Origin of the sequence: Sulfobacillus thermosulfidooxidans DSM 9293, from assembly GCF_900176145.1 — a bacterium.
Taxonomy (GTDB): Bacteria; Bacillota; Sulfobacillia; order Sulfobacillales; family Sulfobacillaceae; genus Sulfobacillus; species Sulfobacillus thermosulfidooxidans.
The window spans coordinates 968523-982974 of sequence record NZ_FWWY01000001.1 but is presented as its reverse complement, the minus strand read 5'-3'; the positions used below and the strand labels follow the sequence as shown (position 1 = coordinate 982974).

The following is a 14452-nucleotide window of genomic DNA, read 5'->3' as shown; positions in this document are numbered from 1 at the left end:
ATACCAGAACTTCCAAAATATAGTCAACAAACTTGAAAAATTTTGTCGAGTAAAGGATTGGAAAAAACAGGGATAAAGGAAGCCGTAGCAATCATGCTGAGACGGAAGATGGCACTAGGATTAGCACTGTATGCTGGCGGTGAACGAGGTATCTTAGGTATGACATCGTGGTTCCCATTCGAAGCTGGGAGATAAGAGCAGGGAGGGACCCATAACGTGATCGAGGACGAACGTATTCGGCTATTAATGGCACAGGGCATGCCCGTCGAGGATATGGCCGTCATGTTAGGCATGCCGCGGGGAGAAATTGATCGGCAAGTCCGTTTAGCCTTTAGTGAGTTGTTAAACCGCTATGGAAAAATAGCCGTATCGGGTGAGCATATGGCGCGATTAGCTTCGGATTGGGATTTATTGACGGGATCTTTGACTCGCTATGCGGGAGAACAGGCTTTGGCCAAGCTTATACAAGATGTTACCGACAGCCACCCGTTAACGGTGGCCTTTTTGGATGTGGATAATCTCAAAATGGTTAATGATCATTTTGGACATCAGGCCGGAGATCGCTTGCTATGTCGTATCGTCCACACGATTTTTAGTCAAATTCGGCGGAGCGATTTAGTGATCCGCTGGGCGGGCGATGAATTTGTGTTAGTATTACCGGGCGCATCACCTGCTGCCGCTGAAGAACTTATCGGCCGCATAAAGAGGGCCGATCCCGAGATTCAGTTTTCGATTGGCCTTGCTTTGTATAAACCCGGGGAAGAGGTGATGACGCTTATTGACCGCGCGGATCAAGCGATGTACCAACAAAAACGGGCTAAAAAGGCCATCCATGGACTACCGGAGACAAAACGGCTAGGTATCGAAATTGACCGTCGTCATGACCTGCGCTATGACCAAAGAACTCCTTCGACCAGCACTTTTCGCGTCGGGGCTGAGGACAATTAGTCCACACATAGGGGATTACCTGACGGCAAGACGGGATTATCATGCAATCAATAAGGCAGAGAATTTTCGATTTTGGCGGATTCTAGCCACCTTAGACGACTACGATTTCAGACGATGCTTCAAGACAGATATAAATCTAAATTCGGCATAAATGATACCGTCTAATCCAAGCTCTCTAGGCGACATCATAGACAGTAGGTTCGGATGATGAGGCTTTAATCCCTTTGTTCCTTACTAATCCTGACCTGCTAAGGTATATAGGGATCATCCCTCCCTTTGGCCAGATGTGATTTGCGGAGATATTAAAGTAAAACCATTTTAATCATTTTAGTATTGTGTTTTTATGATATATTGGAAAAGAGAGTAAAATCTCTTGGCAAATGAACGCTCCTCGAGATAGGGGAAAAATAACCGCAGGAGTATGGTGTTAGACCTACCATGAAATGCTGAGAGGTGTTACTCTGATATGCTTATCCCTGGTAAAGGGCATTGTGTCGCTATGCACTCGAAGCGTGAGATCTTTAACGAGATGATGCTGGTTGCATAAATATTGGGTAGTCTTGATTGCCAACTGAGGGAAATCTCTTCTCTACGTATTCACCCAGAGGATGATGGATTGCAAACCGGCACGACTCAACAAATGTTGACAACTCGTTGATGGCTCCTTCATTTACACCTAAAAAGGTGTGATACTGTGTGCACGGGTAAAGGAGGCTATAAGGTGGATCATTCACCGGTGGTTCGATGTGCTCACTGCGGAATTGCTTTGGAACAATCTGTGGTCCACTGGCATGGGGAAGTTTATTGTTGTGCGGGATGTGTGGCACAAGCCCAGAAAGTTGCGAATCAAACGAAAGAACTGGAAAAACTTCGGCTGATGGTCACAGTCGATCCGCTGACTCAAATGAAAGCACGTGGCCAATTGGAGAAAACATGGGCATCTTTTTCACATCCTCTGCACGCAGCTGTGCTGTTTGTAGATATTGATCACTTTAAATCTTTAAACGATCGCTGGGGCCATACTGCGGGGGACGCTGTGCTCTCTGAGGTGGGAAGGCGTCTTGCGATACAGTTGCGAGAAGGAGATGCCTGTATTCGCTATGGGGGCGACGAGTTTGTGATCTTGTTACCTGAAACCTCCCTCTCTGACGCCAAACGTGTAGCAGAACGTATTCGGTCTCAGATTGCCAGACGCCCATTTTCGATTCGAGGCCGTTCATTACGGATAACCATTAGTGTGGGGGTCAGTGCCAATTCGGAAAAAACGCCCCGGTCGTTAACTGCTCTCCTTGAGGAGGCCGATCAAGCCATGTATGCTGCGAAAATTGACGGGCGAAATCGGGTAGGCTTGGCATCTGTATTTCCGCGATATGATATCACTCACCATGGCATCCCAACATGAGGGCGACCATGAAGTGTTATATGGGCAGAATAATCCCGGGGATATTCTAGGTATGAATGGTACCCAAGCTAACCGTGATGTTACGCCATCTCGTTGCTTATGGGGAAGTGGTAATTTTTGCCCGACTTACAGATTTTTTGCGGAGGAATACTCAAAACCTTTGGGGAGCATGATGGGTTAAGAGATATGCGTGGTCGACATGGACACAAAAACTAAGGGGGATCACATCATGAAAATGGGGATGCTGGGATTAGGACGGATGGGATCCAATATGGCTCAACGACTTTTACGTCATGGCCATGAAGTGGTGGTATGGAATCGTACTCCTGACAAAGTGCGAGAGTTGGAAAAAATGGGGGCAATAGGGGCTTCATCAATTCAGAACCTGGTGGAACAATTACCCCATCCTCGGGTCGCCTGGATGATGGTGCCAGCTGGAGAGGCCACCGAAACGCTGTTTGAAACCTTGCTATCCTTATTGTCTGCACACGACATTGTGATCGATGGCGGTAATGCAAACTTTCGCGATTCAATGCGTCGGGGTCAGCGTGCCGCGGAGTTGGGTATCGAATTTATTGATGCAGGAACAAGTGGGGGCATTTGGGGATTAGCTAATGGATATGCCATTATGGCTGGCGGAAGTTCGGCAGCAATTGATCATGTCCGTCCCCTGATGGAGAGTTTGGCTCCGGAGGATGGATTTTTGCACGTGGGTCCTATCGGCTCCGGACACTTTGTCAAAATGGTGCACAACGGCATTGAATATGGGCTTTTGCAGGCCTATGCGGAAGGCTTCGAGATTATGAAAAAAGGTCCCTTTGAGCTAGACCTGGCAGCTATCAGTCATATGTGGAATCACGGGAGTGTGGTGCGCTCGTGGTTATTGGAGCTCGTAGAGAATGTATTTTCGACCAATCCCGACTTAAAAGGCATCCGCGGGTACGTGGAAGACTCGGGAGAAGGACGCTGGACAGTGGAAGAGGCGATTAAGGAATCGGTACCTGCACCCGTCATTACCTTGTCCTTAATGGCCCGTTTTGCATCACGACAAGAGGAGTCTTATAGTGCGCAAGTGATTGCAGCCCTGCGCAATGCGTTTGGAGGCCATGCCATTAAACACGATCCCTCATAACGAATACATTACGAATCCAGGTGGATAAAATGCTGTCTACCTGGATTTCTAAAAATTGATACGGTAAAAGACAATACGCGTGGATTTTGGTCAAATTCGCCGCATCTCGATATTCCCTGTCATCATGCTGATGGGGATTTTTTGCCGTCATGATAGAATTTGAAGCCAAATCCGGCAAGCACGATGAATGGTAATAACGCTGCCCACGGTACTTCTGGGAGTTGTCCATATGGTGGCGACTTCAGGTTAGGATGATTGGGCTCGATGACTACCATTTGAAAGACTTCATGTACAGAAGGCCATGACCTTGGTAAAGCAAAAATGATGCTTAGGGTGCGCGAGTCACTTTTGACAGTGGTTTTTCCGAGAATTTGTGGGGATTGATGAAGGTAGGTAGCTAAGGTCGCATTAGGCCATCCCCACAAGACAACTTCGGTTCCTGAAGTGAATGGCGGCTTTGCAGGCATTATCCAAGTGGCAATACCTTGATGGGCCTGTTCTGTTATGGTGAAGTCTTTCTCAGGGACGACAAAGGATAGGTAATCGGTTGACGCCTTGGAAACGGGGTCTGTTACGGGATATTTCGTGTTTGAGAGGGACGAGCTATGATGCGCAATGTGAACAGGCTGAAATAATGAATCCAGATTTAGCACAAGGACACTAAGGCCCGCGATGACGACTGAAATGGTTAAGGGCTTCCCGAACCGGTGACTCCAGAATTTTTTCATCGGTATGACTTCCTTTCATAAGATGATTCGCTAATTTTCACGGGCACTAACATTTTTGGAATGGTAGGGCACCACGCCCCGTCATGCATGGTTTCTTAAACTGGCATGAAACATTTCGTCCGCTAATGCGATTAACATCGTTTTGGTGTGGAGAATACTGCGCGGCCACAAACCCTGCGTGCCAGGCGCTGTCATAGCTTGGATCGCGGTCAAGGATTTCAGATGTCTGGCGGGATGAAGATTAGTCGGGTTAGGCGTAGACGCTGGAAACGAGGCAATCGACCACCTTTGATAGCGAATGCCCTGAGATGTTTTCACCGCATCGCTCCATTCGATATCCACATATACAGAACGCCGTCCACCCACGGTACTTGGGGGAAGGCTAACCGCATAGGCTGTGGCAACCACTCCAGGAACCAGCTGGAATGACTGGGAGGCTTGAATGTTATCGCCATGATACAACAAGCAAGCATGAAATCCATAGGTAGCGAGTCGGGACGCACTAGCTGTGCTCCACATTTCGACGAGTGCCGCTTTACCGGAACGAGGCATCACGTAGAGATCGGCTTGGGTTGCAGAATGAGGACCCAAAACCGAGGATTCATTGGCATAATAGGCAGGACTCTTTTGAAATTGGGGAAGCGAAGGAAGAAAAGTTGCGACATGATATTGCTTAACGGGACTAGGATTGCCAAATGTTCCTTGAGGGAGGGTAAATAAGGGACGAAGAAGGAAAAACAATATACCCGATACAACGAGGGCTCCACTTACCCGTCCCAGGCTAGCAAATCGCACGGTAGAGGATACCTGAAGTTTTGGCATGTGAAGATTGAAGGGTTTTAAGAGAGTGACTAACAGGACCGCCAATAACGCAAACAGAATAAATCCTAGAACGGGATGGATATAGCGAAAGGTAATGGCTGGACCCAGGATATGGACACAAAGAACGATGACGGCGAGTCTCATCCAATTGAGGATTAAGGCACCAAATAAGGCAATACCACTTAGTAAGGCTTTTTTCCCAATCCCGCCTTGTATCATAAACCAAATCACGGGCATCACAATAGCAGCACCGACAAGGCTATCAGCCCCACTACAAGCTTCAGCTACGACGACCAAAATATTTTGACCATGGTAATTAACCCCAAAGGTTCCGGCGATTTGAGCAGAATGTAGCCACGACACGTGATGGGATAAATCATTTAAAACAGCAACAGCCCATCTGACCAACACGGTTTGCGTCTTATTAGCAATGGCTTCAAAAAACGGTGGCCACACCAATACCAAGTAGAGTAATGGGGCAACCACCTTGCGGGTGGCTTCGATGCCCCAAAAAATCCAGGTCATGGCTAATATCCATAAAGGCCATAATAGGAGCCCGCCGTGATTAAAGACAAAGAAGGTGGGCCAACGGACGGGTCCTAATACTAAGGCTAAACCCACAACAACGGCTAAAGTGAGCCCTAAAATGCCATTTAATTCACTGTCATCGGGGCGGTTGAAGTCCCCCGTCAAAATACTCCAAGTCGCCCAACCAAGGGCTAGAATCGGTATCCAAATCAAATCCGCGATGGGAGTATCCGCCAACACATTCTGCCATAGAGGAGAGGCATAGGCCAATAGAGGAAAGATTGAAACGACAGCCCACAATATCCATAGAATGCCGAGAGAATGTTTTTGATGGATATGAATCTCAGTTCCTGTCATGATGTTTTTGTTGTCCTCCCATCAGTGAAAATCGGTCATACGTTGTTTTTTGGCTATGCTGGTGCGACATGATGAGGTGTTGATGTCGTGATTCGGTGATTTACGATTTAAGCGTCACTAATGAATGGGGTTGAACGCTCTGGCCATCTTATCCTGTCGGGTTGAGGGGATTTAGGCTCATTGTGTGTAACACATTAGGGCATGCATGGAAACCGGAGATCAGAGCAGGATATCATGGGGTTTATGCTCTGGTCTTCTGTTTTTAAGATAAAGGAGAAACTGTGCTGCGGTGTTTATACATCCATATTCCAAATCCTGCAATCAGCATGGCAGGTAGCACACTGGCGAGAGGCACTTCGGGCAATTGTCCATAGGGTAGTGACGTGATGGACACGGCAGGAGATTCTTGGCGTACTTCAACACTGCTGCCAGTCCCTTCGCCGGATGACGAATGGTCAAAGTATTCAGAAGCATCAATGAGGTTATTGCCGGGGTTAGGTGCTGAACTTTGGAATGTTGCGGTAATGGTTCCATTATGGACTTGAGCGGGCTCAATGGGATAAATAAATAGGCGACTCCCAATATCATTGTTGTTGACAAAGTTTTGTTGCTGACTCGGGGTTAACAGCCGAAATTTCAGAAATGATGATCCGGTGCTTTCAGGCGTTTTGACATTGCTGATCTTAATTGTCCATTGCCATGTCTGTTGAGATCCAGGTCCATGTCCAGACGGGGAGGCATTGACATAGTCGATGACTAACGCCTGGTGAGAATCTTCGTGTTGCCGGTTCGGCTGTGGAAGCATCGGTGTAGGACTTTGTGCAAATGCCGGGACGCTAAGACCTGCGGTAAGGATCATGCTAAGAGGAATCATCCACCAACGATATGCCATGATTTGTCTTCCTTTCTATTCCCTTCTACTCCTCTATTCCAAATCTATACCCATTATTGAAGCCGGGTGGCATGTTGTCAGTCTCACCCGGCGTCGCAATGCCAGTGCCACGAAAGTCTCTTGACAAAAAATCATGACCTGGCGATGGTGATGAGGGAATAACAAAAAAGAGATTTTTTGTTGGCGCTGTGGTGTTAGTCGGATTCTACCGATTTTGACAAGGGGTAGAGCTTTAGCTCTGCATCAGGGCGCCGGGTTAAGAGCCAGGCATATCCCATAAATAACAACCCCGAAAATAAGAGAAGAATCCCTAAAAGATTCGCAGCCGAACCATAACGGATCAACAAGACGGTTAAAAGTCCCCACAGGGCTAGGCCCAAGATGGCTCCCAGGAGTTGGCGTTGATGAAGAAGGCGAGCCGTAGCGAGGACGACCATGGTGATGGTGGCGGCCGACCACATGGGATTTATGCCCCAGACAAAGTGGGTCGCGGAAAATCCTGTGATCGCATTTAAGCCAAGTCCCGTACCAATGCCACTGGCGATGGCGAGCAGGACCGCTTTACGGGGAAAGGTATCCTTCCACAATAGGACGACTAAGGTGGGTCCTACGACGGCGGCATTACGGAGAGTCAAGCCGAATACACGCCACCAAGCCAGTTCGCCTGGGCGCCACAGGCCATATAAGACCATAATAACGCCTTCCACGATGAGTCCTATACGGAGCCAGGTAAGACTGTGAAATTGACCCATCACATCGTGGGTTACACTAATGGCGCCGGAAAATAATAAGGGACCACACCACATGATAGCCAGAGACCACATGGACATACCAAGGAGGGCCACCCACAAGGGAGAACTGTGGGCCAGCACAATATGGAAAAAGGCCTTAAGTCCATCCATGTGCGGATTCGGCGTTAAGAGCCGAGTCATGACGCCAAGCCATGTGCTGACGAAAATGATTCCCAAAAGCCAAAGAGTGGATAGCCAGGTTGCCCACTTGGCATGGCGGATATGACGGGCCGCCGCTAGCGTTTGAATTTCGGCTTGGGCACAGACAACGTTTAAAATGTTCATACCAAACCACACGGCGACAATTCCGTGACCGACTCCCCATAGGTGCCAAAACCTGGGAGGCATTACCATTTTGGGATGGGGAAGAGGATGCGCCATGGTGTGGATGGCATAAACGATACCGATCATGACCATAAACAAATTAAAGCCCTGCATTTGAGCTAAAGACAGCATGCCAGCAAATTGAATGGTGACAATTAACAATAAGGTGGTGACGCTCAAACTGAGCCATAATGGCCACGACAAGGCGGTTTGCAGAAATATGGCGGCTGCGAGCGCATTAGATAGCGCGAAAATGGGAAAAGTCCCGCCAATGACCATTCCGCTTAAACGGCGGACCCCCCGTCCGAAGGTGCGGCCTAACAGGTCACTATTAGAAATATAAGCATGTTGGTGAAACCAAGGCATGAGCAAAGACACAAGAACAGACATCAGAGCCACGCTGACGCCATACCATAGCGCACTCACCCCATATTGATAGGCGGCATCGATTTCCACCACAATCAGGGAAGAAGACCATAGAGCGGTCACCATAATGAGAATGGTCCAAAATCCTAGCTGGTGGTTACCATTCTGAAAGGCCGTTACACTCGTGACCGTCTTGTGTTTGCCCAACAATACGATAAAGCCCATGTAACCAACTAGTAGGGCAATAATCACCACTATCCACCCTTCCTATATTATAATCCCTATCAAAATACTCATATATCATTATGAATACCAGGTCCCCTGTCAACAGACTTTTTTAGGGGAGTTTTTTCCGCTGTAGCCGATTTCAGTCAATCTGCGGCGACTCCACAGCCGTTTGTCACGCAGATCCCAGAGGGTGAATGGGCCTCAATTATGGCGGAACAGGAGGAATCGACGCCGAAGCAGCGGCCCGACGGGCCGTTCCGGGATTTCGATGAATGGGGGTGGGGTTCACGACCCCACGAGGCGGCGCATCCGCTCCGGTTGCCGTTGCCGTATCCGCCCGAGCGCCATCGCCAACATCACGATGAGGGCCAACCCGCAGCGGAGTTGCATTTTCTTTAGCCCCCGAATGGTATGGAGTTCCAACCCGAACGACACATCCAACCGACTGTTCACCCGTTCCACCGCCGTGCGATGGGCATACTCGCGCTTCCATTGATAACTGGCCCGGTCCATGGGCGTAAAAATCCGCCGATCGGTCTGTAAGGGAATGCGCAGGCCCTGGACGACGGGGCAGGTGTCTTGACCCCGGCAGGACACGCCCGCAAAGCGGGCGGGGCACCGCTTTTTGAGACGTTGGCGCCTGACTTCGAATCCGCCGTTACTCATGGTGTGAACCTGACCCGTGACCGGATCCTGACAAAAGACGTCGCCACGATAATTGTAGGTCACCGTCGAATGGCCCGGTAGCACTCGCGTGGCATCCGGGTCCCGCCACATATTCCGGATATCGATCACCGGCTTAATCTGGTAGCTATCCCAGCAGGCGGCGATCAATTTGGTATCATCATAGCCCCGGTCGGCCGTTAAAAGGACGGCACGGGACAGCAGCACCCCGTGGCGATGGTGCAGATGATCCAACATGGGCATCGCCCGGGTCACATCGGACACCGACGCTTTCGTCACCTCCCACGCCACCGGCAATTCGTACGTCGAATCCACCACCAGGTGCAGCTTATACCCGAACCACTTGACCACTTTGGTCCAGGTAGTCCCGTCCTCATGCACACCGCGGTATTCCTTCCGTCCAAAATCGGCATCGACGTCCCGGCGCCCATCGGCGGTGGGGTTTTTGGCGGGCCGCACGGCCCGCGACGAGATACCCTTGCTGTCCATGGCCAAGCGCTGACCGAAATTCGGGAGCACGGCGGCGAGGTCATCCACCAGCTGCTCAAACATCCCGTCCACGGTATCCTGTTCGGCCATCAGACGATGCAGAAATCGGGTGTAGGCCGACGCGGGCGGGACGGCCGCGTTGCGGAACCCGCACAGCATGCGCAGTTGCGCATTGCGGGCCAGTTCTCGGCGAAGGCTCTCGATGCTGGGGTGTTGGAAAACCACCCCGGCCAACACCGAATTCCACATCGCCCGGACCGGGTACGTATTCCGCCCATGCCCACGGGCGGCTTCCAGGTGGGCCATGAGGGTTTCATCCGGGACCGTCTCGAGGACGAGCACGAGGCGTTCGAGGTCGCCTAATTCTTCGAGATCTTGCCACGAAAAGAGAGAAAGTTGTGGTATGATAGCCATACGGGAGAGCTCCTTTCGGAAAATTGTGGTTGGTACTTCAATTTTACCAGAGCTCGGCCCGTTTTTCTTAGGGTTTTGCGGGTTTCGGGGATCGCGGCACGGTGTGCCGCGGGTGGGGTCAAATCGGCCGCCGGCGGCCGACCGGGAACCGAAAAGCCGCATTCCTCCGTCCATGAATGGGGGAAATTCTTTATGAGCCTCTGCGAATCCCGCGCCCCTCTACGGTTTCAAGACAGCGCAAATGCCTCTAGGGGGGATGATAATTCCCTTCTCCTTCGTATTGTCATCGTCAGAGATCGATAGCCAATGGCCATCAGAAACCCAAGAGAATGTCCATGATACGTGATATCGTTGTGGTAGCTAACAAAGAGCTTGCAGGGTTCGATATGACAATGTGCTAGGAAGTCAGAGGGTGAGACAACAACTGACACTGACTGAGTTGACACTTGTTGGTAGGGTGAGGTAACGAATCGTTTTTCGGGGTGAGGAACACATGGCAAGACGCCGGAAAAAAGCTGATCACGAGATGTTATTAGACGTCAAAGAGCGGACGTTACTGCGCTTGCTAAGCGAAGGATATGATTTTGAGGCGCTTTCAACGACAATGAATATGTCTCAGACAACGATTTTACGCGACTTGCAAGACATCCTTCGAAAAATGACAGAAGAGGGGACCATGGCTTTTCTCTTGGTTTCACCCTCTGTGATGCCGCGCTATGATGACCGTCGCCGGATCATGTCACGTTCTCTAGGAGAACGCCAGATAGAGCGGTCTATTCAAAAATTAAAACAGCGTGCCTTGGGCACCTGGTCATGCCTGTACATCGTCGACATGTCCCCTAAAATATCGGCGCACGAAGAAAGACGGGATAAAATAGGGGCACCGTTTTCCGAGTTCGATTTAATAACCCATTTACGGCATTATGATTTGGTCATCCAATGGTTGCCGCATGAATGGGTCATTTTCATGCCGTTTGTGAGCCATCAAAAAATCCCGGGGGTTCTCGCCCGGATACGAGACCTGGTCACTCCTTGTGCCATTGGATGGGGTTCGGCCGATATCAAACTCACGGTTGATGAAGTTCTCGGAAAGGCAAGAGAACGCGCCTTAATCGACTTGACTGACCGAACCCTAGGCAACTATTTGAAGCCGCCGCCATCTCCTTTATGTTAATGGAATAAGGCGGCGGATAATTTTTCTAATGCGGTGCGGTGGTTACGAAAATACGTGGCGCGCGACAAGTGTAGTTGTTCGGCGAGTTCTTCGTGAGTTCCTTGCTTCTTTAAATAATACAGCGCCAATAAGGTGCGCCCTCCGATGCTAGGACCCAAATCGGCTGAGGATAGGGCATCAAGAAACCAAGAGCGCACGGTTCCCTTGTGGGAAATGCTTCGCCAATAGCGGGAGAGTTCGGTTTGATGTAATTCAGAATCGGAAGATAAAACCTGCAAGGCATTCTGAACCGCTTGCACGGGATTGTCTATTGAATCTCCTTGCGGTGAGCGTAGAATCTGAGTCAGCCACATGACTAAATCCACGTTATTAAAGTCGAGAATCTTGGACCCATCTAATTGGTCGATGAAACCGAGATAATGCAAAAGGTCAAGAAAAGCTGCGGTCATGGGATGCTCGGGTGTTAACGCCCACATTATTTGCCCATAGCCACTCGATTGTTTGATGACATGACTGAACAACATGAACATGACGGCTAGATTACTCGCATGGCTAACAAGATCCGTAATGATGATCCTGGGGACGGTCTTGTCGCGGCGAATGGTCATGGTTCCTAAACATCTTTCTTCATCGTCAAAGACGGAAAAGGTTTCGTTATCACCGGGAACGCCCGACAACAAGTCATGAATTACCCGCCATTGTTGTCCTTGCCATTCATCAACTTGAAAAGCTGAGTGGCCAAATTTCCAGCGAATAAGACCTACGACCTGTTCCCAGGCAAAGGGAAAAGAGTGTTCTGTGCTCTTAATGAGGTGGATAAAGTATTGCGCCGTTTTCCTGGTCCATTGTTCCCAGATCCAGGGGCGTGCCTGTTGTGTCGCTTGTCGAACGCGTTGCCTGAGACCGGGATATAAACCAAAATATCCCCCGTGAAAGACATCGAGAAAAGGCGAGTTCGTGAAGGCGTCCCATGATTCATTGACCGTGGCAGGCCCGACTAATTGACTCAGTAGGTCACGCGTAAAGATAGGAGTCAGTGATGCGGCCGCCATGAGTAAATCTAGGGATTGATTTGTCCCTTGACCTGCGCGCCATTTCATGCGACGTGAGCCAGGATGACACACCTGTTCAATCAAAAACATCGGCATCTGGGTGTGAAAAAGATTGGCGTTTAAATGCGTGCTAGGGGGAAGCATATCCTTGACCGATTTAATACCTTGGGCAATGGCATATAAGAGTCGGGGGCGTCCTCGGGAAATGGCAATGGCTTCTGATACGAACTCAGGATCATGTAATTCAAACTGGCGGCAAATCTGCGTAATGGTTTCCTTATCAAAATCTGGTAAAGGAAGAGTTTCGACCACATTATCCGATTGACCCGCCCAAAGCCTGCGTGGAGACTCTTTGCCTGTTAAGACAATGCCGGCACCGAAATGGCGCATATCGGTTAACACGGTCCAAAACCAGGCGTGATGACGCCGCCATGCATCATAGTCATCGATAATCCAAATCAAGTCTCGTGCTTTAAAAGCCAATCGAGACCAATCAAATTTCTTTTCGGAGGGTTCGATCTCAAACACTTGTTGCAAATAGCTGGTGATGTCTTTGTCATCGGGGCCGATTAAACGAGCCTGCGAATAGAGGGCATGCTGCCCGGTTAGACGCTGGTGTTCGAAGAATTGTTCGGCGACATGCGATTTTCCGGAGCCGGGAGGCCCCCAGAGATAAACAATAGGACGTTTGGGGTGAGAGAAATCTGTTAAGGTGTTGAGCGCATTCCATTCTTTGTAGCGCCCTATCATGGAGATTTGGGGCATATTGGTCATCAAAGTTGAAGATGGCTCTATCACGGTATGACACCTCCTATTCCCTAGAGTTAGTGATGAAGAGTCATTTTCTTAGCGAAGCAACTTTACAATAATTCAAAAAGATCTAGTCCGTGTCTCAGAATTGTCTCAATCATCGTCTCAAATATCTCGCAACAATCTTCTGGTATTGGGCTTAAGAGACACGTCATGGGAAGGATATTTGTACGGCTCTTTTGCGGATATTGCGCCCATCACGGCTAAAACCCTGTGGCTAGGCCCTAAGACTTGTGCCAACAGGGAAGGAATCAAAGAAGGAATCAAAGAAGAAATCAAAGAAAGAATCAAAGAAAGAGTCAGGAAGGAATCTCAGGAGGGCAATCCGAAGACGTGAGAACACAATCAGCATGCTTTAGGGGATTTTTTCGTAATGAGGACGGGAATCATGAGGAGCCTGGGGACCGATCAACGAACGAGGCGGGCGGCTTGGTTCGGTGACTTTCTGGGAAGTAAGGACAGTAGACAGGGCAGGCGCAGGATTTTGGGACGTCCGCGATGAAAACTTTGATGACCATGACTGGCGCCACTGAGTCCAGGCTAATTGTGTGAGCGGCACCGCGCACGCAAGCATTTGCCATATTCCCGCGCGCCGTGGTCGGATGCGTTGTTGTGTTACGGGAATTTGAATAATACGAAGCCCGTTGTTTTGTGCGGCTAATAAGGCTTCGATATCATAAAGCCATCCGGTTTGACGAGGACAAGATAAATGTTGGCGAGCAAACCATCCGGGAAACATTTTCAGACCCGCTTGCGTATCCGAAACCGGAAGATGAAGAGCGAGCGTTGCCAATTGGTGGGCGACTTTTGACGTGACCCGTTCAAACCATGGGCGTTTATCCTCTGTGCGGTAGGCAACTGCACAGGAATGGGGGTAGGTTTCCAATAAGGACGCCATAATGGGCAAAGACTGTGGAGGATACTCAAGATCGGCATCCATGAAGGCTACAAGATCACCAGTGCTTACGGCAAACCCCTTGGCAATGGCATACCCTTTGCCTAATGACTGGGTTGTGGCAATAATGCGGCAGGGAACGGAAAGCAATTGGCGACAGGCCCATTTAGCTTGCGAAACCGTATCGTCACAGGACATATCATCAACCACAATGATTTCAAAGACGTAACCAGCAGCTTTAAGGATTTCGGCCACCGTCATCATGGTCCCTGCGATAAGGAGGGCTTCGTTTTTGGCGGGAATGATGACCGAAATGGTGGGCCGTAAGTGGGTAGAATGGGTACTTCTTAACGCGTGTCTCACCCGGCATCCCTTTCTTTCGTGGAATTGTTCGTTACCTTTACGCTAGCATCCGG

11 protein-coding genes are annotated in these 14452 nt (G+C 49.7%); 4 read left to right on the top strand and 7 right to left on the bottom strand.

All coding sequences use genetic code 11. The annotated features are described in order from the left end of the window. Positions 1–216 precede the first annotated feature (216 nt). The 3 genes from B8987_RS05105 to gnd all read left to right on the top strand — a co-directional run bounded on the left by B8987_RS05105 (position 217) and on the right by gnd (position 3482). Positions 217–948 carry a GGDEF domain-containing protein gene (locus B8987_RS05105; protein WP_020374273.1) on the top strand — a complete coding sequence of 244 codons (732 nt, stop codon included), beginning with the start codon at positions 217–219 and terminating at the stop codon, positions 946–948. Positions 949–1669: 721 nt separating this feature from the next. Further along, a complete protein-coding gene (locus tag B8987_RS05100; protein ID WP_020374274.1) occupies positions 1670–2350 on the top strand; it encodes a GGDEF domain-containing protein in 681 nt (226 codons plus the stop codon). A 229-nt stretch (positions 2351–2579) separates the two neighbouring features. Further along, positions 2580–3482, top strand: a complete 903-nt coding sequence (gene gnd, locus B8987_RS05095; RefSeq protein ID WP_020374275.1) for a phosphogluconate dehydrogenase (NAD(+)-dependent, decarboxylating) — start codon at positions 2580–2582, stop codon at positions 3480–3482. A gap of 122 nt (positions 3483–3604) precedes the next feature. Here the strand turns inward: gnd and B8987_RS05090 are convergent, their stop codons facing one another. From B8987_RS05090 to B8987_RS05070, 5 genes are all read right to left on the bottom strand, one after another. Next, complete coding sequence (locus B8987_RS05090; protein WP_020374276.1) at positions 3605–4210, bottom strand: hypothetical protein; 606 nt, start codon at positions 4208–4210, stop codon at positions 3605–3607. Between the two features lie 81 nt (positions 4211–4291). Further along, positions 4292–5917, bottom strand: coding sequence for an archaeosortase/exosortase family protein (locus tag B8987_RS05085; RefSeq protein ID WP_020374277.1), 1626 nt, complete (start codon positions 5915–5917; stop codon positions 4292–4294). Between the two features lie 262 nt (positions 5918–6179). Then, positions 6180–6809, bottom strand: a complete 630-nt coding sequence (locus B8987_RS05080) for a hypothetical protein (protein WP_020374278.1) — start codon at positions 6807–6809, stop codon at positions 6180–6182. 194 nt (positions 6810–7003) lie between these two features. Further along, on the bottom strand, positions 7004–8545 hold the full coding sequence (locus tag B8987_RS05075) for an SLC5/6 family protein (RefSeq protein ID WP_020374279.1): 1542 nt from the start codon (positions 8543–8545) through the stop codon (positions 7004–7006). A 258-nt stretch (positions 8546–8803) separates the two neighbouring features. Then, the gene (locus B8987_RS05070) at positions 8804–10105 is read right to left on the bottom strand and encodes a transposase (RefSeq protein ID WP_084660934.1); all 1302 of its coding nucleotides are present in this window, start codon (positions 10103–10105) and stop codon (positions 8804–8806) included. Positions 10106–10598: 493 nt separating this feature from the next. On the opposite strand from B8987_RS05070, the gene B8987_RS05060 reads away from it, so the two are divergent. Then, a complete protein-coding gene (locus B8987_RS05060; protein WP_020374281.1) occupies positions 10599–11279 on the top strand; it encodes a hypothetical protein in 681 nt (226 codons plus the stop codon). Here the strand turns inward: B8987_RS05060 and B8987_RS05055 are convergent. Then, positions 11276–13129, bottom strand: coding sequence for an ATP-binding protein (locus B8987_RS05055; protein WP_139793469.1), 1854 nt, complete (start codon positions 13127–13129; stop codon positions 11276–11278). The two genes, B8987_RS05060 and B8987_RS05055, sit on opposite strands and share 4 nt — an antisense overlap. A gap of 367 nt (positions 13130–13496) precedes the next feature. Beyond that, on the bottom strand, positions 13497–14399 hold the full coding sequence (locus B8987_RS05050; RefSeq protein ID WP_020374284.1) for a glycosyltransferase family 2 protein: 903 nt from the start codon (positions 14397–14399) through the stop codon (positions 13497–13499). Positions 14400–14452 lie beyond the last annotated feature (53 nt).